The organism is Streptomyces sp. NPDC050263 (assembly GCF_040655955.1).
Lineage (GTDB): Bacteria > Actinomycetota > Actinomycetes > Streptomycetales > Streptomycetaceae > Streptomyces.
The window spans coordinates 54556-71784 of sequence record NZ_JBFAKW010000039.1; the positions used below are offsets into that span (position 1 = coordinate 54556).

Consider the following 17229-nt stretch of genomic DNA (forward strand, 5'->3'; position numbering starts at 1 on the left):
CTCAGGGCAGGGCAGGACAGGGCGGCAGGCAGGCAGGGGGCGCGGAGTGGTGACAGCAGTGCGGGCACGGTCACGGCCACGACACTGCGAACAGTTATTTGCCCAACGATGAGCAGACTAGTTTATTGCTCACCAGTGTGCAAATAACGGGTTGCCCTGCACGCCTCGATCAAGGTCCGACATGACCGGCCCACGCATCACAGGCGATCCGGACGACGTGACCGCCATGGCGCGCTTCGTCCTGGCACTGCGGCCCGTCGGCGACCGCTGTCGCACCCTGCCGCGACTGGCGCCCCAGGACCTGGGGCCGCAGCGCGTCGACGAGGTCCTGGCCCCCGCCCGCGACACGGCGACGACGATCGCTCCCGCGCAGGCGCTGCGCGACAAGGCCCTGGCAGAGCCGGTCCCCGTGCGGAACATTCCCGAGGGACTGGGCCTGCGGTCGGTCACCACCGCGGAGACCGGCGTCAGCGCCCGCTTCACCGGCAGGGCGGTCACGTTCCGCCCGGACACGTCGTCCGCCTGACCTGCGGGGTCCGGATCCGCCGAGGTCGGGCGGCGGGCGTCGGGCGATGTCATGGGCGTCCCAGTCCCTTGCAGCCGGATCTGCTCCCTCGGCCTGCCCGACCTCGACCGCACCGACCTCGATCCGGGCCGGGACCAGCTTCGGGGTCGGGGTCAGACGGTGACCTCCAGGGCGGAGCCGACCGGCAGCCAGCGGAAGCGGGCGCGGACCTCCGCCGGGGCCTTCGCCAGTTCCGCCTCGACGGCTCGTCGGCCCTCGTGGAAGTGCGACCAGCCTTCGTAGTGGACGGGCAGCACGGTGTGCGGGCGCAGGAGACGGCACAGCTCCACGGCCCGGGGCGCCGTCATCGTGTAGCGGACCGGCCCGGTGACGGGGAAGCGCACGCCGCCCAGGTGGAGCAGGGCGGTGCCCACGTCCAGACGGCGGGCCACCTCGCGCACGCCCTCGTACACGACGGTGTCCCCGGAGATCCACAGTGCGCCGTGCCGCTGGCCGGGCCAGCGCAGGGCGAATCCGGCGACGTCGCCGACGAGTGGGCGGGAGAGCGGTGGGCCGTGGCGTGCGGGGGTGGCGGTGACCTCGATGGCGGGGCGGTCGGGGGACTCCAGACGCCATGTCGTCCATGGTGCGAGGCCCCGGGAGTTGCCGCCGAGGCGGCGTGCCCCGGACGGCGTGGTCAGGACGACGCCGGCCGTGGGCAGCAGGGCGCGCCCGGCCGTGTCGAGGTTGTCCGCATGGTGGTCGTGGGTGAGCAACACGGCGTCCAGGGGCGGGAGTTCTGCCGGTATGACGGCCGGTCCCGAGGTCTTGCGGGACGAGGTGCCCCAGCCGAAGGAGTAGCGGCGGCCGGGCGGGTCGAACGTCGGGTCCGTCAGCAGCCGCCAGCCGGCCGCCTCGATGAGCGTGGTCGGGCCGCCGACGTGGGTGATGCGGACCTCGGTCATGCACGGTTCCCTTCCGATGTCCGGGGCGGGCGGTGCACCGGCCGCCCCGGACGCGTGCGCTACCGGGCGTGCGAGAGGGCCCAGTCGAGGGCGTGGTCGGCGACCTCCTCCCAGCCCGGTGCGGCGGGCAGCAGGTGTGGCCTGCCCGGGAACTCCTTGACCTCGGTGACCGTGTTCGCCTTGTAGTGCCGGGCGTTGGACTGCTGGACCTTGGGCGGCATCAGGTGGTCCTTCTCCCCGGAGACGAACAGTAGCGGGGCCCGGGCGTCGTTGTGGTAGTCGACGTGGGTGCTCTGGTGGCCCGGGCGCAGGGTGGCCAGGGCGCTGTCCCAGAAGATGCCGCCCGAGGCGGGGATCGCGTACCGCTCGTACAGTGCCCTCGACTCGTCCTCGGAGAAGGTGTTGGCGAAGGCGTAGTGCCACTGCTCGGCGGTCAGGCCGACCGACCGGTGCCGGTTGGCCGGGTTCTTCAGCACCGGGAAGGCCGCCTTGATCTGGGTCAGCGGCACCACCGCGACCCCTTCCGTGGGCGCGGAGCAGATCGCCACCCCGGCCGCGCCGAGGCCGCGGTCGAGGAGGAGCTGCACGAACACCCCGCCGGCGGAGTGGCCGATCAGGACGGGCGGCTCGTCCAGGCCGCGGACCAGGGTCTCCAGGCTCGCGACGATCTCCTCGACGGTGACCTTCTCGATCGGTGCGGGATCGGCGTTGAGGGCCTCGACCTCCACCTCGAAGCCCGGGTAGGCGGGCGCGAGGACGCGGTATCCGCGCTTCTTGTAGTGGTCGACCCAGTGCTCCCAGCTGCGGGGTGTGACCCAGAAGCCGTGGACGAGGACAATCGTGTCCGGAGTGCTCATGGCTGCTGCTCCTTCCGGAGGGGTGTCAGCGGGTGGCTCGGTACGCGGCGTCGATCTGCCGCACGACGGCGTCCGGCCGGGACATCATCACGACGTGCGAGGCGCCCCTGACCTCGGCGGTCCTGCTTCCGGCCCGCTCGGCCATGAACCGCTGCAGGGCGGGCGGGATGACACGGTCGGCGGTGGCGACGACGTACCACGACGGTAGGCCCTTCCAGGCGGGTGCGCCGCTGGGACCGGCCAGTCCCCCCAGGCTCCCGGGGCGCTGCGAGGCCGCCATCACCCTGGTCGTGGCGCGCGGCAGGTCCTGTGCGAAGACGTCGTGGAACTTCGCCGGGTCGACATAGCCGTCGGCGTCGGTCCCGCCGGGCAGCGGGCGGGTCGTCAACGCGCCCTCCAGCATGCTGCCGGGAAACTTCCCGGCCAGCTGCAACGCGCTCTCGCCCTCGTCCGGCGCGAAGGCGGCGACGTAGACGAGGGCCTTGACGTGGGCGTGGCCGCGTGCGGCATGGGTGATGACCTCGCCGCCGTAGGAGTGGCCGACGAGGAGCACCGGCCCGGGGATCGTCGCGATGACGCTGGAGAGGTAGGCGGAGTCGCCGGCCAGGTCCCGCAAGGGGTTGGCGGGGGCGATGACCTGGTGGCCGGCCTTGAGCAGCCGGGCGGTGACGGCGTTCCAGCCGGACGCGTCGGCGAAGACGCCGTGGACGAGGACGACGGTCGTGCCGGTGGCGCCGCCGGGGCGGGCGTCGGCCGAGGCCGAGGCGGGCGTGGCGGCGGCTCCGAGCGTGGCGGCGCCGCCCGCCGCGAGCAGGCCGCCGAGCACACGGCGGCGGGGGTGGCCCTCGGGAATCATCGAATGGTTCCTTCCGGGGTCGACAGGTCGGGAGGAGGGCGGCGAGGCACGCGTGGACGTCCGCGTGGACGTCCCGGTGCCCGGCCTGCGGGGAGCATGGCACGGGCCCGCGCACCCGGCTTCGCCGTCTGCGCCAAGGCCTGTTCTCTACGTGCCACGGCATACCGGAACCGCCGAGTCAGATGCCCTACGCACCCATCTTTGTCGACATCGCCGGTCGTGGCGGACACTGCTCCTCGACCGCTGTCGCAGCCTGGGGGGCGCCGTGCTGGTTCTCGACACCGACGACCTTCCTGTCGCCGACCGGTTCGAGGCCCTGCGAACGGCGGTCTCCCGGGAGGGCGGAGTCGACGCGGTCGAGGAGAACGAGCCGCCGGCCGGTATGTGGAAGAGGCTCGAAGTCTGGCACTTCGGGCCGATCACCCTGTTCGACACCCGCGGCACGGGCGTGCGCTTCGTGCGTTCCTTCCGCAAGACGCGCCGCGAACTGGTGGACGACGTCTCGCTCATGACGCAGGCCGAAGGGTTCGGCACGGGCGCCTTCGGCTGCGACGGATATCAGCGGCACCTGGCGGCGGACGGTATCGGGCTGACGCCGCACATGGCCGCGTCCCACGAGTACGGCTGGTCGGGCACCGGTCGCTCCGTTGCCTTCTCGGTGAACATCGCGCAGCTCGCCCTGCCCGTCGACATGGTGCGCGCCGCGGTCCCCCTGCTCCGGCACAGTCCCGTCGAGTCCCTGCTGTTGCAGCACATCCGCGGTCTGCACCGGCACGCGGACCGACTCAGCGGCGGCCCCGAGGCGGAAGCCCTGGCCGCTGCCACCGTGCAACTCACCCGCGCCCTGATCGTGTCGGTCGCGGGCAACGACCACACCCGTCGGGAGGTGGCCCAGGAGACTCTGCTCACCCGCGTCCTGGCCTACCTTCGCGCACACCTGACCGACCCCGACCTCACACCCCGACGCATCGCCCGGGCGCACGGCATCTCCGTGCGCACCCTCTACCGGCTGTGCGAGGACGGCGGACTCAGCCTCGAGAAATGGATCATCCGCCGTCGGCTCGAAGGCGCCCGCAACGACCTGGCCGCGACCGGACAGGCCCACCGCACCATCGAGGCCATCGCCCGCTCCTGGGGCTTCACCAACCCCGCCCACTTCTCCCGCCGCTTCCACCAGGCCTACGGCACCACCCCCGGCCACTGGCGACGCCACTCCCGACACGGCCTACCGCTCTCCCCCGGGCACGAGCACGAGCAGCCCGAGGGGCACGAACCCTAGGCACATGTCCTCGGCGCCTCGCGGATGGGAGGGTGTGAGGGCTGCTGTCCACTCGACGGAGGAGAACCTTCGGCATGGCCGTCATCCACCACACCACCCTCAAGCCGACCAAGCTGGAACTGCTCACCTCCTGGCTGCCCTCCCGCCCGTGGTACGACGGCGGGGCGGGCGAACCGGAGTTGGCCAAGGCCGGCGGCTTCCGGCTGGACGACCCGCAGGGCGAGGTCGGGATCGAGTTCATGGTGGTCACCGACGTCTCCGGCAGTCACCCGGTCTCTACCTGGTGCCGCTCACCTATCGCGGCGCCCCGCTCGACGGGGCGGAGCACGCCCTCGTCGGCACCATGGAGCACGGGGTGCTGGGGCGGCGCTGGGCTTACGACGGCTGCCACGACCCGGTGCTGGTCGCCCTGTTGCCGGGCCTGCTCGACGGCCGGGTCCAGGCCCAGGACCAGAACACCACCGACGCCCCCGACCGGGAGGTCGCCCACTCCTACACCGGCGAAGGCTCCCTCTGCGCGGACTTCGTCGGCACGGCCACCGACGACGAGGAGGGCACCGAGCTGACCGGACCGTCCGGCTCGGCCCTCCGCCTGCACCGGGTCCTGCGCCCTGGCCCGGACGACCGGTCCCTCCCCCCGCAGAGCACGACCGGCCACCTCGCCGGCGCCTGGCGACTACCGGACGGCACCCGCGCCCGAGGGCTCTTCGCCACGCTGCACACCGGCCATCAGAAGCCCCCTAGGTCCTGATGTCCCGCCACAGTGCGCGCAGCGCGGAGGCGGTGTCGTCGGTCATGTGGTCCTCCGGGACGGCCCACAGCTTGACCGTGGTGACGGCGTCGGTGACCGGGGGCCAGCCGGGGTCTGCGCAGGCGGCGAAGTCGGCCCAGGCGCGAAGCATGCGGCGGGACAGGGCACGGTCCTGTTCGTCGGGGGCGGCGCCGATGAGGAAGGCGGCGCCGTCGGCGTCCAGGTTGCCGAAGGCGAAGGGGATGTCGGCGGTGTGCCAGGGGCGGGTCTCGCCGCTCGGGGTGCGGCGTCTGCGGGCGAAGCGAGACAGGTGCGCCCGGCCGCCGGCCCGCACATGGTGCTCGGCGAGCCGGGTGCTGTATTCGCCGAACATCGCGTCGCCGAACAGCGCGAGGTAACGGTCGAGGACCGGGGCGTCGGGCATCAGCGCTCGGTAGCCGGACAGCAGGGACTCGGGAAGGCGGAGGGCCTTGGCGAAGTCGGCGAGTTCCGGCTCCGAGGCGATCTCCCGTACTGAGCCGATCTCGTGCAGGAACCAGTACTCCTCCAGGGTGTGGCACACCAGGAGGTCCACGTCGCGGGAGAGGCCCGAACTCAGCGCGGAGAGCGGGTCCATAGGCAGGACGTCGCCGTCGACGACAGGCTGGAAGAGCACCGGGTCGTAGGCCTGGACCGCCGTGACGGGGTCGTCCGCGCACTGCGCGACGACCTTGTCGGAGGCGGCCACCAGTTGCTGTGGCGAGGCGGAGAGCAGTCCGTCGCCCGTCGGGACGACCCCGGCCGCGGAGGCGATCCTCGAGGTGATCTCGGCGGCGACTTCGACGGTGAAGAACGCGTCGGGCACGCTGTGGACGATGGCTCGCCGGAACAGGCCGCAAGTCTCCTCCCGTGCCATCAGGCAGGCGATCGACCCCGCTCCCGCGGAGTGCCCGGCGACGGTGACCAGGTCGGGGTCGCCGCCGAACTCGGCGATGTTGTCCCGGACCCAGGCCAGCGCGGCCGTCTGGTCGAGCAGCCCTCGGTTGTCGGGGAAGCCCGGCACATGGCCGAAGCCCTCGAAGCCGACCCGGTAGTTGCAGCTGACCACGACCACTCCGGCTCGGGCGAGCGCCGCGCCGTCGAAGTCGGGCTGGGCGGAGGAGCCGAAGGCATAGGCCCCGCCGTGGATCCAGAACAGCACGGGCAGCGGGCCGCCGTCCGGCGAGGGCCGCGTCCACACGTTGACGGTCAGGACGTCCTCGTCTCCGGGGCGCCACACCGGCGAGCCGGGCAGCTCCGCCGACTGCGGCGCGATGGGTCCGAAGTCGCCGCAGTCCCGCGGCGTGCTCCAGCCGACGGCAGGCTGCGGCCCGCGGAAACGGTGGCGGCCGAAGGGCGCGGCGGCGTACGGGACGCCGAGGACGACTGCGACGCCGTCCGGTGAACGTCTGCCGCGCACCGGCCCGTTCGTCGTCCGGAATTGCGTCCCTGTCCGTGTGTGGTCCCCCATACGCCACCAGCCTCTCACGGCCCCTTGCGCCGCCGTCCCGCCGATCGGGCCCGGACCGAGTCTCTGATGCTCCTCAAATCGCTTGGCAGGCACGGAACATGGCCCTCAGGCTGATCCACATGACAGGACTCGCGGGACTGAACAAGAAGCACGATCACGTACTGCTCATCCGGGACGCGGACGTGATCGCGGCGGCTCTGCGTGCGGCGCTGGCCGAGGCCCCGCCCGGGGAACGGGCGGGGCTGGAACATGCCGCCGCGCTCGTCGAGTCCACCGCCGCCGCCACCGAGACCGGGCTGCGCGCCTGCTGGGTCCGCTCCCGGCTGGCCGAGGTCGGCTTCACGGGAGACATCGGCTCGGTCGCGGCGGTGCGGGCACTGCGCCGGGCGGAGCCGAAGCTGAGCCTGTTGGCGGCCGTGCAGCTGCAGAAGGACGCGGTGGCCCACCCGGAATGAGCCGTCGTCACGGACCGTCTCGGCGGAGCTCGGCCCTGTGCAGCCGCGGAGGCGTTGCCTCGGCTGCCGGCAGTCACTAATGTCGGGCGGGTGACTGCCGGGTCGGCCATGGGCCATGCACGAGTGGGGTTCCCGGCCTCGGCGTGAGCTCGAGGCGGGCGAGAGCCCCGCCGCCCTTTCCGAGTCCTTCTGCCTGGCGCCCGCAAGCGGCGCCGCTCCCAGCGGATCCCGAGACCCGGAGACACCCCACCCATGTCGAACGACCAGCAGTACCCGTACGCATCCGAACTGCCGTCGGCCTCCGTGCAGTTGAACCACACCGCCGTGTACGCCAGGGACCGGCGGCTCTCGGCCGAGTTCCTGGCGGTGATCCTGGGGCTGGAGGTCGGCGCGCCCTTCGGGCCGTTCCTCCCCGTCGACCTCGGCAACGGCGTGACGCTCGACTACTACGAGAAGCGCGACGAGCCGATCCAGTCGCAGCACTACGCGTTCCTCGTGCCCGACGAGCAGTTCGACAGCATGATCGCCCGCCTGGAAGCGGTCGGGGTCACCTACTACGCCGACCCCGGCCACACCGAACCCGGGCGGATCAACCGGCTGTTCGGCGGTCGTGGCGCGTACTTCGCCGACCCGGACGGCCACAACCTGGAGATCATGACCCGGCCCTACCTCCGCCCCTGACCGACGGGCCGCCGGCCGTCGATCACGTGGACGGCCGGCCGTCGCCCTCGGGCATCCACCTCGCGAGGGCTCGGCGGCCGTCTCGCCGAGGTGGGGTCAGTCCTGGACGGCGAACCGGAATCGGGCCGGGCCGGGCCGATGTACCTGTCTGATCAAGAAGCCGCAGCTCGTTCGTGACTTTGTGCGCATTCGGTCCCGACGGCCACCGGTCGGCCCGAACAACCGTCTAGACCAGCGCAATGTTCATCGGACGAGCCGCTGTCAAGTGACGCCACCCGGCCCGTCCTGTCCCGAAACGGTGTCCCGCATTGAACGTTCACGAGTTGCTCACCCGCCGGTCGCTCGCCGCCTGCACGGCATTCGCCGGGGTCGCGGCCGCTGTGCTGGTCGGCCACGGCGGCCTGCACACGGTGGTCGGTTGTGGAATCGCCAACGACGCCACGCCGTCGCTCACCGCCAAGGACTGGGTGACCAACGCGGACCATGCCGTCGTCGCCACGCCGGTACGGGAACAGGACACCAACCGGCGCGACTTCAAGACGGGACCGGTCCAGTACCGCACCGACCGCACGGTGACGCTGCGCAGGGACAGCGTGCTGTGGTCCAGCGACTCGCCGAAGCGCGCGCTGGGCGAGAACTTCGACATGACGGCAGCCGGCTGGAACGTGTACCGGAGCGGCACACGCACCAAGCGCACGGCCGCCGAGGCGCCCCGTCTGGAGCCCGGCCACACCTACCTCCTGGCCCTGCGCTGGACCGATGCCGGCTGGACCGTCCTCGGCGAAGGCGCGGCGGTGCCCTTCGACGACCACACCGTCGGCCAGGGCGAATGGTGCGGACGCGATCTCTCCAAGGAGGACGTGGCCATGGCGGAGCTCTTCTCCCGCTCCGACGACCACAGCCTGGAAAAGACCCTGAACGGTCAGGACGAGGCGGCGGTGACCCGCGAACTGAAGCGCGCGGTCGATGCATAGCCCGGTACCCGGTCGTACCGCCGTTCCGGAGTTCGTCGTCGACAGCCCGTTCACCGCGCGGTGCTCGTACGGCGCTGATCTGCCAGGCCGGCCGCCGCCGCCCGCGCCGCCGCGGCCCGCCCCAGCACTTCCGCGCTGTCCACGAACTGGTCCACGGCGCCGACCGTCGGCAGTGCCCGGACCGCCGGATCGGTGACGCGGCCGAGCAGTGCCGCCGCGAACCGTCGGCACGGCGTGGTGACCGGGTCGAGCGGATCGGTGAGTTCGCGCTGGTTGTGCAGGGCGGCGACAGCCTCGAACGCGGCCGTGAGGTGCTCTTCACGGCCGTGCCGGTCGGTGGCCGCGAGGGCGGCGGCGAGGACGGGCGTGAGATGGGAGCCCGCGGCGGTGCGGGCGAAGGCGCTGCCGAGCCAGGGGTCGCCCGGCGGATAGTGACGGTCCATCAGGAGGCACAGGCGCATCAGGTCGCGCACGAGACGGGCGGTGACGACGGCCGAGCCGAGTTCGTCGCCCATCTCGCCGCAGTGGCCGACGAGGGCCTCTTCCTGGGAGAGGCGCTGCCACTGACAGGCGAGCACGTGCAGCCACAGGTCGTGCGGATACCAGCGCAGGGCGGCGCGCCAGGGGGCGAGTACCCGCAGGCCGTCGTGGAAGACCGCGCCGGCGGTGACTCCGGCGAGGAGTTGCGTGGGGGTGGCCAGCCAGTCCAGCGGGGTGATGTGCGACGAGGGATCGAAGCCGAGCGTGGCCGCGAACCAGGAGGAGACGTGGGTGACTTCGACCGTCCGGTGGACCGGCGCCTCGGCGGCGCGCGTGGGCCGGCCGTGGAAGGTCTTCGGGAGGTGCTCGGAAAGGTGGTGTCTGATGCGTCCCGCGTGGCGGGAGACGTCCCCGGAGCGGAGGAAGAGCTGGAGGCGCGGGACGCGTTCGCGGTGCGCGGAGTGCGCGGTGTCCAGGCCGAGCACCTCGGAGCCGGAGCCCAGACGCGCGGCGGAATGAGGTATTCCGGGTGCGGCTTCCTCCAGTAGCGGGCGTATGAGCTCGGTGTAGAAACGGCGGGAGAGTTCTAAGCCGGGGATGAAGGGCGGCATGTTCGTGGTGCTCATGTGAAGGGCCTTGCCGATCCGGTGACGATCATGCGCCGGAATCCGGACCCGCGCGGCAAAGTTTTCGGCCGCCCTCGCCGACGGGCTCGAGTCGCACAGCCTCTCGGACCCGCCGACGGATCGCGCCCGTCGCCTGCGTACCGTGGGCAGCCCGAGATGAAGGAGAGTTGACGGAGTTGACCTTGGTGGATCTGTGGTGAACCGTACCCCCGTGCCCGGGGCGCGCCGTGCCCGGCGGCGTCCGCCGGTCCCCGCGCCGCGCGCCCAGGACGGCCACGGTCCGACCTTCCGCGAGGTGCTGCCGGCCTTCGTCAAGCTGGGCCTGGCCGTAGGCCTGTCGGTCGCCGTTCTCGCCTGGGCGCACCGGCTCGGCGTCCTCGGCCTGACTCCGGTCCTGGTCGTGCTCGGTGCGGTCGCCGTCGTTCTCACGCGCTGGCGTCGTGCGGCGGTTCGTCGCCGCCGCGGCGTCTACACCGCCGCGGAGCTCGCGCTCCTGGACGACGACCAGTTGATGGTGGCCGTCGAGCGGATACTGCGGCGCGACGGCTGGGACGCCATCGCGATGCCGAGCCGGGGACGGCCGCGCCTGTACGCGCGCGACCTCGGCGGGCGTCGGCTCGATGTCGTCCTCACCCCGGCGCAGGACGCGGCGGACGACGAGGCCCGGACCCGTCTCCTGCCCACGGACGAGGACCGACAGCCGCCGGACGACGAGGCGATCCGCCTCCTCGTGACCAGGCCTTCGGCGGCCCGCGGCGATGCCCCGCGGTCGTCCCACCCGAGCCACGGCGTTCTGCTCGGCGGCCGTCACGTCCAGCGGTGGGCCGCCGGGACGCCCCTGGACGAGCTGGTCCTGCTGGAGGGACGGGACAAGCCGCAGGGATCCCCGCCGAGTTGAGTCATCGCGTCGCCGTCATCGCCTCGGCGTCATCGCGTCATCAGGTCCCACAGGGCCTTGGCGATGCCGTCGGGGGCTTCCTCGGCCATGAAGTGGCCGCAGGCGACGGTGGTGTGCCGGCGGTAGGGCGTCATGTCGAACAGGCCGAGGGCTCGTATAGGTCGCCCCCTCCTGCAGCCGCACCGAACGAACGCCGTGCCGGACGCGGAAGGCCCGGCACGGCGCGGTCGTGACAGCACGGGCAGAGCCGGGCTGCGTGCCCGATCAGGGCAGCTGACGCAGTACCAGCGCCTCGGCGAAGGGCCTGCCGGTTCGCCGCGCGTACGCCATCCGCTCACGCACCTCGCGCACGGTGCGCGGCCGGTAGCCGGGCCCGCCGCAGCAGCTCTTGTGGAAGCGCACGCCCGCGTGCAGCAGCACGGACAGCGTGCGCCATGCGTCGTCGTCCCGCCGCCGGGGCGCTGCGAAGGCCGACCCCACATGGACCAGGGGTTGCGCGCACTGCGGGCAGACCCGCCGCCGCTCCGGGTCGTAGGGCTGCTTGTACGAGGCCCGGCAGGGCAGGCAGACGTACGAAGTCTTCGCATGAGCCATGCGAACAGCGTAGACGCTCCCTTCGCCGTCCGGGGGCACCGCTACGGCAGGCCCGGAAGGCGTACCGACTGGGCGTGCCGGAACACGTTGCGTGGGTCCCAGAACGCCTTGGCCCGCTGTAGCCGCGCGTAGTTGGCCCCGTAGTAGAGGTGGTGCCAGGGCTGGCCGTGCTCCGGGTCGTTGAACGCGGGGTCGCCCAGGTCGACGTCGGGGTAGTTGATGTAGCAGCCGTCGGTGTTGACGTCGGGCGACTCCGGGGTGGGCATCACGGGCACGCCGCCGGTCTCCGCGTACATGTCCTGGTAGAAGTCCCGGATCCAGTCCAGGTGCGGTGCGGCGATCTCGGGGTTGGCCAGGGCGTCCTGGTAGTCGAAGACACGGTCGAGGTTGGCGTCGTCGTCCCAGGTCCAGTAGGTCTGGTACTGGAGTTTGAGCACGGACGAGCGCTGGGGCACGGCGGTGGCGAACGGCTCGACGTCGTTGACCCGGCCCCCGTAGGAGTCGACCTGGACCAGGGCGTCCTCGTTCGTGTAGCCCGTGGTGAGGTGGTCGAAGAGCACGTCGAGCTGGCGGTCGGTGAAGTTGCCCGTGTGGTAGGCGGACTTGTACTTCCCGCAGCGGCTCGGGCCGGAGCCGTTGAAGTTCTGGGTCGCCGTGAGCCAGGGCAGTCGGGTGGGGACGAACTGGTCGCCGAGCGGAGGTTGTTCGCCCATCGGCAGGTCGAACACGGTCTGCGGGTATTCCGATTCCGGGGCGATCCAGTTCAGGAAGAGGTTGAGCCGCTCGATCGAGTCGGCCCGGGTGCCGTCGAGCTGGACGGCCAGGCCGATCTTGCCCTTGGCGAGGTTGGTCAGCTTGAACAGCGTGAACAGATCGCTGAAGTCGAAGTCGCGCAGGAACGCCGGTCCGCCCTCCCCCGTGCGCTCTGCCACGAAGAACTCGCCGTAGCGCTGCACGAAGGACTTGAACTTCTCGCGGTCCGTCGTGAAGAGGCTCCAGTCCCAGGCGACCGCCCTGGTCAGCACCTGGGAGGGAGGCTCGGGCAGGCCGCGGAACCAGTAGCGGGTGACGACGCCGAAGTTGCCGCCTCCGCCGCCGGTGTGCGCCCACCACAGGTCCTGGAGTGCGGGCTCCGGGGAGTCCTTGCGCGCCACGGTGACCTCGGCGTGCGTCCGGTCGCGCACCGTGACCACCTCCACGGCGTACAGGTAGTCGACCGTGAGCCCGTGCAGACGGGAGAGCAGCCCGAAGCCACCACCCGAGATGTGGCCGCCCGCTCCGACGGAGTAGCAGGAGCCGCCGGGCAGGGCGAGGCCGTACCGCCGGTACAGCTGGGTGACGCTGTGCCAGTTGGTCGCGCCCGCCTCGACGCAGTACGCCTCCATCTCGGCGTCGTAGTGGACGCCGTCCATGGTGCTGACGTCGAGGATGACGGCCACGTCGTCGCCGCACACGAAGTTCTCGTAGCAGTGGCCGCCGGAGCGAACCGTGATCCGGCGCGGCGGCGAGGCGCTGCCGGCCGTGCCGGGGAGGTAGGTGTTGAGCGCGGCGACCACATCGGCGGTGCTCGTGGCCACCACCACGTAGTCGGGACTGGAGACCCACCGCTGGTTGAAGCCCCGGCGGAGCGCCTCGTAGCGGGGGTCGCCCGGACCGACCTCGGTCGGGCCCACGGGCGGGAGATGACGGGGCGCGGCGGGCATGGCGATACCTCCACGGCAGACGACGGGGACGGGACACGGAACACGGAACGCGGGACACGGGACACGGGACACGGAACGCGGGACACGGGACACGGAACGCGGGACACGAAAAAGCAGATCACGAAAGGCTATTGATCCGTCACGTTCCGTGACTCCGCCGTTCGGGTGACGGCCCCGGGCGCAGGGAGCAGAGCGCCGTCACCCCCGCGCGCTCCCGCACGCCTGCCGAGAGCGACTGCTCACTGCACCCATACGTGCGAGCCCTCGCGTGAACCCGTCACCCCGCCGGTGTGCCGGGTCACCCCTGCGCGGGCGCTCCGGCGAGCATGACCCACGCGACCGTGCCCCGGCAGAGGTCTCGGGGGTCGCCGAGGAGAGGAAGCACCGTGAGCGTCAGCCGTCGGACCGTACTTCGCAGGGGAGCTCAGGCGACAGCGATCGGCCTGACCACAGCCGCGGCCCGGGCCGGAGGACCTGCTGCGGCGGTGGCCGAGGCGACCGGGTCCCCGGGCGGCCACATCCCCGATGCCGCGGCCTGGCGCGCGCTCCGCCGCAGCCTGAGCCCGGGTGCGACGCTGTACCGGCCGACGAGCCAGGACTACCGTCTGCTGGCCCTGCCGGACAACCTCCGGTACGCGGGCGTGCTGCCGGCCGGCATCGTCGCCTGTGCGACGGACGGCGATGTGCAGGCCTGTGTGCGCTGGTCGGCGGCGCACGGGGTGCCCTTCGCGCCGCGCTCCGGCGGTCACAACTACGCCGGCTACTCCACCACCCGCGGCCTGCTCGTCAGCCTGCGCCGGATGAACGGCGTGGCGGTCGACGACACCCGGCTGCTGCTCGGCGGCGGAGCGACCAACTCCGATGTGTACGCAGCCAGGGCCGCGAACCTCTACTTCCCCGGCGGACGCTGTCCCGGCGTGGGGGTCGCCGGGCTGACGCTCGGCGGCGGCCTGGGCTTCAACGACCGTAAGTGGGGCCTGACCTGTGACCGGCTCGCCGAGACACGGGTGGTGCTCGCGGACGGCTCACTCGTCCGGGCGTCGGACACCGAGAACCCGGATCTGTTCTGGGCCTGCCGGGGCGGGGCGGGCGGCAACTTCGGCGTCAACACCGGCTTCGTCTTCGACGCCACGTCGGTCGCCGACCAGGTGGCGACGGTCTTCGAGCTGTCCTTCGACCCGAGATCCGCGGTCCCTCTGATGGACGTCCTCCAGGAGATTCTGCGCTCCGACCGCGGCAACGACTTCGACATCCGGATCGGGTTCAAGAACCCCGGCGACGGCACCCCTGCCGTCATCGCCGTGCTGGGCCAACGACTGGGCACGGAGGACGAGTTGCGCGGGCTGCTGGCCCCGGTGCTCGCACTCGGGCCGACCCGGCGGTTCATCGAGCAGCGCCACTTCTGGGACGCCCAGGACCGCCTCATGGAACAGCCCGGACCGGGCAGCGCCACCGCCTCCAAGTCCCTGGTGCCGAACCGGTGGTTGAGCCCGGGAACCGTCGAGTCCATCGTCGAGTGGGTCCGCGCCTGGCGTCCCGGCACACCCGGTAACGCCGGCTACGTCACGCTGTTCGCGATGGGCGGCAGCAGCGGCGAGCCGACCGCCACCGACACGGCGTACCCGCACCGCGACGCCACGTTCGTCATCGACATCGGCGCCCACTGGGACCCCACCGCCCCGTCCGAGGTCGTCCAGGACCTGCTGGCCCAGACCCGTGTCATGCACCGCACCCTGCGCCGCGAGCTGAGGACCTCGGCGGCGTACGTCAACTTCCCCGACCCCGACCTGCGACGCTGGCAGACCGCTTACTACGGCCCGAACTACGACCGGCTGCTCGAGGTCAAGCGCCGGTACGACCCCACCGGCCTGTTCCGCTACGACCAGGCGGTCGGCGTCCAGCCCGGCTGATGCGGCGACGTGTGCATGCGTACAGCGTCCTGGGACAGTCAGTCACCTCTTCACTCCAAGCGGTTCCGACCTTGCTGAAATGCAACAATGCATGGCCCATCCGTAGTATCACTACGAACGACAGGGCAGCAGCAACTGCTGGCGCGGGCTCCCGGCCCGTGGCCTGTTAGGGCCATGAAGGAGCGTGAGGATCATGTCTGACACCACGATCGAATCAAACGGGGTGACCACCCAGTACGCGGCTCAGGTGGCCGGTGACCTGGAGCGCAACCTCAAGGAGCAGGAACTCCTCGCCGCTGAAATCGCCACGCTGCAAGGGAAGTTGGCGGCTCTGGAGCAGGACCGCAGCGTGCTGCTCAACGTCCGGCAGGCGCTCGGCGTCGAGTCCGCTCCGGCCCCGGCGGTACCGGCGCCCCGCGAGGAGGCGGAGGCGGCCCCGACCGACGCTCCCAAGAAGACGACCGCCAAGAAGACGGCGGCCAAGAAGTCCGCCCCGGCCGCCCGCAAGTCGGCCGACAAGGCGGCAGGCAAGACGGCGGGCAAGACGGCCGACAAGGCCGCGGGCAAGCGGACGGACAAGACGCGTACGGCCGCCGCCGAGTCGGCTCAGCCCTCACTGGTCTCCCTCGTCCGCGAGCACCTGGTCGCCCAGGACGAGCCTCGCTCCGCAGCGGAAGTGGCCCAGTCACTGGGGCAGTTGCACCCCGAGCGCGGCATCAAGACGACCGTCGTGCGGACCACTCTCGAAGGGCTGGTGGCCAAGAACCACGCCCAGCGCAGCAAGCAGGGCACGTCCGTGTTCTACACCTCCCCCGACGCCCCGTCGCCGGCTGATGAGCAGCAGCAGGACGAGGGTCCGTCTGCTTGACCGGGTGTGATCAGCCCGTTTCGCCGGTGGCTGCGACCCGGAAGCCGACGGTCGAGTAGCGGCCCGACGGGTCGCGGCCCTCGCCTCGGTAGAGGGCCGTGCAGCTGTTGAGGTTGGCGTACCAGGAGCCACCGCGGATGGCGTTGACCCGCCGGCCCATCTCGCCGCCGTGGGTCGCGGTGATGACGGAGGTGGTCCATTCCCAGCAGTTGCCGCAGAGGTCCAGGACGCCGTCGGCGCTCGCCCCGCCGGGGTAGGCGGTGACGGGGGTGGTGTAGCCGCCGGTGACGGTCAGGGCGTCGTACACATCGGTGTAGATGAAGCCGGTGCGGCTCGCGGTGACGTTCCAGCCGGCCACGGTTCCGGTGCTGCCGATGGAGAGGATCTCGGAGAGCGGGAAGCTCTGGCCGTACAGGTCGGAGCCGGTCGCCGTGTAGGTGGCCAGGTCCGATCCGTGTTCGGCCAGTTCGTAGGCGGCGCACACCGCCATGTAGTTGTAGTCGCTGGTCAGCACGAGGTCGGAGTAGGTGGTGCCGGCCTGGTCGCCCCAGGGGTAGGTGAGGGCGTCGGGGCCGGATGCGGCGTTCTCCCACTCGGCCTCGGTGGGCAGGCGGAAGGTCCAACCGTCGGTGTCCGCCCGGTCGTTGAGCCACTCGCAGTACGCGGTGGCGGAGTCCAGGGAGATCGCCAGGACGGGGTGATCGGCCTTGCCGACGGGGTAGGCGCCGCCTTCCCAGTAGGCGGGGGTCTCGCGGCCGGAGTCGGTGACGAAGTCCAGGTACTGGGCGTTGGTGACCTCGCAGACGCCGAGCCAGTAGGGGGTGTCGATGGGCGAGGACTCGCCCGAGCCCACCGTTCCGGCGACGTCGGCGGCGAAGGCGAAGGACGGGTCGGCGGCGATCTCGGCCAGATCCTGGCCCGCGACTGTCGTCGTGGCCGCGGTCGCTGTCGCAGATGCCGTCGCAGTCGTGGGCAGTGCGGCGGCTCGGGACAGCCGTACGAAGCCGGCCGCACCCGTCAGAGAGAGCAGGGCGAGGAGGGTCCTTCTGCTGAGGCCTGGGGCGGTCGCGTTCATGACGACTCCTGAGGATGAAGGCGTGGCGCGTATCTGCGCTTGGCCGATACTCCATCAACACCCGCAACCTGTCGACACTTTGGCCACAAAGTCTCTCAATGATGAGCTGCGAGCAGCGCAGCGTCGACAGTTTGCACCGTGCCCGTCACCTCACCGGCTCAGACCGGGCCCTAGGGGGCTTCTGATGGATCTCCGTGGGAGAAGGAGCGGCGTTCGGTGCGTGCTCTCGGTGTGCCGGGCGAGAGTCCTCGTAGCGGAGCTAC

The 17229-nt window shown here is 71.5% G+C and carries 16 protein-coding genes and 1 pseudogene; 9 read left to right on the forward strand and 8 right to left on the reverse strand.

What is annotated here, in order from left to right; all coding sequences use genetic code 11:
* Window positions 1–181: 181 nt before the first annotated feature.
* On the forward strand, window positions 182–526 hold the full coding sequence (locus tag AB0J04_RS19610) for a hypothetical protein (protein WP_363169749.1): 345 nt from the start codon (window positions 182–184) through the stop codon (window positions 524–526).
* 152 nt (window positions 527–678) lie between these two features.
* Here AB0J04_RS19610 and AB0J04_RS19615 read toward each other — a convergent pair whose 3' ends face one another.
* The 3 genes from AB0J04_RS19615 to AB0J04_RS19625 are packed head-to-tail and all read right to left on the reverse strand — an operon-like array spanning window position 679 to window position 3183.
* Window positions 679–1470, reverse strand: coding sequence for an MBL fold metallo-hydrolase (locus AB0J04_RS19615; RefSeq protein ID WP_363169750.1), 792 nt, complete (start codon window positions 1468–1470; stop codon window positions 679–681).
* Between the two features lie 59 nt (window positions 1471–1529).
* Window positions 1530–2327, reverse strand: coding sequence for an alpha/beta hydrolase (locus AB0J04_RS19620; RefSeq protein WP_363169751.1), 798 nt, complete (start codon window positions 2325–2327; stop codon window positions 1530–1532).
* 25 nt (window positions 2328–2352) lie between these two features.
* Entirely contained in the window at window positions 2353–3183 is an 831-nt protein-coding gene (locus tag AB0J04_RS19625) for an alpha/beta hydrolase (RefSeq protein WP_363169752.1), read from the reverse strand.
* A gap of 265 nt (window positions 3184–3448) precedes the next feature.
* On the opposite strand from AB0J04_RS19625, the gene AB0J04_RS19630 reads away from it, so the two are divergent.
* Window positions 3449–4462, forward strand: a complete 1014-nt coding sequence (locus AB0J04_RS19630) for a helix-turn-helix domain-containing protein (RefSeq protein WP_363169753.1) — start codon at window positions 3449–3451, stop codon at window positions 4460–4462.
* A 74-nt stretch (window positions 4463–4536) separates the two neighbouring features.
* Window positions 4537–5213: pseudogene (locus AB0J04_RS19635) on the forward strand (1,4-alpha-glucan branching protein).
* On the opposite strand, the gene AB0J04_RS19640 reads toward AB0J04_RS19635, so the two are convergent.
* Window positions 5203–6702, reverse strand: coding sequence for a carboxylesterase family protein (locus AB0J04_RS19640; RefSeq protein WP_363169754.1), 1500 nt, complete (start codon window positions 6700–6702; stop codon window positions 5203–5205). The pseudogene AB0J04_RS19635 and the gene AB0J04_RS19640 sit on opposite strands and share 11 nt — an antisense overlap.
* A 119-nt stretch (window positions 6703–6821) precedes the next feature.
* On the opposite strand from AB0J04_RS19640, the gene AB0J04_RS19645 reads away from it, so the two are divergent.
* From AB0J04_RS19645 to AB0J04_RS19655, 3 genes are all read left to right on the forward strand, one after another.
* The gene (locus AB0J04_RS19645) at window positions 6822–7157 is read left to right on the forward strand and encodes a hypothetical protein (RefSeq protein ID WP_363169756.1); all 336 of its coding nucleotides are present in this window, start codon (window positions 6822–6824) and stop codon (window positions 7155–7157) included.
* A gap of 252 nt (window positions 7158–7409) precedes the next feature.
* On the forward strand, window positions 7410–7838 hold the full coding sequence (locus AB0J04_RS19650; RefSeq protein ID WP_363169757.1) for a VOC family protein: 429 nt from the start codon (window positions 7410–7412) through the stop codon (window positions 7836–7838).
* A 308-nt stretch (window positions 7839–8146) separates the two neighbouring features.
* Window positions 8147–8812: a hypothetical protein gene (locus tag AB0J04_RS19655; RefSeq protein ID WP_363169758.1), complete on the forward strand. Its 666-nt coding sequence runs from the start codon at window positions 8147–8149 to the stop codon at window positions 8810–8812.
* Between the two features lie 50 nt (window positions 8813–8862).
* Here AB0J04_RS19655 and AB0J04_RS19660 read toward each other — a convergent pair whose 3' ends face one another.
* On the reverse strand, window positions 8863–9918 hold the full coding sequence (locus AB0J04_RS19660) for a DUF4037 domain-containing protein (protein WP_363169759.1): 1056 nt from the start codon (window positions 9916–9918) through the stop codon (window positions 8863–8865).
* Between the two features lie 196 nt (window positions 9919–10114).
* On the opposite strand from AB0J04_RS19660, the gene AB0J04_RS19665 reads away from it, so the two are divergent.
* Window positions 10115–10816, forward strand: a complete 702-nt coding sequence (locus AB0J04_RS19665) for a hypothetical protein (protein ID WP_363169760.1) — start codon at window positions 10115–10117, stop codon at window positions 10814–10816.
* A 264-nt stretch (window positions 10817–11080) separates the two neighbouring features.
* Here the strand turns inward: AB0J04_RS19665 and AB0J04_RS19670 are convergent, their stop codons facing one another.
* Together AB0J04_RS19670 and AB0J04_RS19675 are read right to left on the reverse strand one after the other, a co-directional pair.
* Window positions 11081–11410 carry a deoxyxylulose-5-phosphate synthase gene (locus AB0J04_RS19670; RefSeq protein WP_363169761.1) on the reverse strand — a complete coding sequence of 110 codons (330 nt, stop codon included), beginning with the start codon at window positions 11408–11410 and terminating at the stop codon, window positions 11081–11083.
* 41 nt (window positions 11411–11451) lie between these two features.
* Complete coding sequence (locus AB0J04_RS19675; protein ID WP_363169762.1) at window positions 11452–13113, reverse strand: BBE domain-containing protein; 1662 nt, start codon at window positions 13111–13113, stop codon at window positions 11452–11454.
* A gap of 386 nt (window positions 13114–13499) precedes the next feature.
* On the opposite strand from AB0J04_RS19675, the gene AB0J04_RS19680 reads away from it, so the two are divergent.
* Both AB0J04_RS19680 and AB0J04_RS19685 read left to right on the forward strand, forming a co-directional pair.
* Entirely contained in the window at window positions 13500–15023 is a 1524-nt protein-coding gene (locus tag AB0J04_RS19680; RefSeq protein WP_363169763.1) for an FAD-binding oxidoreductase, read from the forward strand.
* 193 nt (window positions 15024–15216) lie between these two features.
* A complete protein-coding gene (locus AB0J04_RS19685; RefSeq protein ID WP_363169764.1) occupies window positions 15217–15891 on the forward strand; it encodes a hypothetical protein in 675 nt (224 codons plus the stop codon).
* 10 nt (window positions 15892–15901) lie between these two features.
* On the opposite strand, the gene AB0J04_RS19690 is transcribed toward AB0J04_RS19685, so the two are convergent.
* Window positions 15902–16966, reverse strand: a complete 1065-nt coding sequence (locus AB0J04_RS19690; RefSeq protein ID WP_363169766.1) for an SUMF1/EgtB/PvdO family nonheme iron enzyme — start codon at window positions 16964–16966, stop codon at window positions 15902–15904.
* Window positions 16967–17229 lie beyond the last annotated feature (263 nt).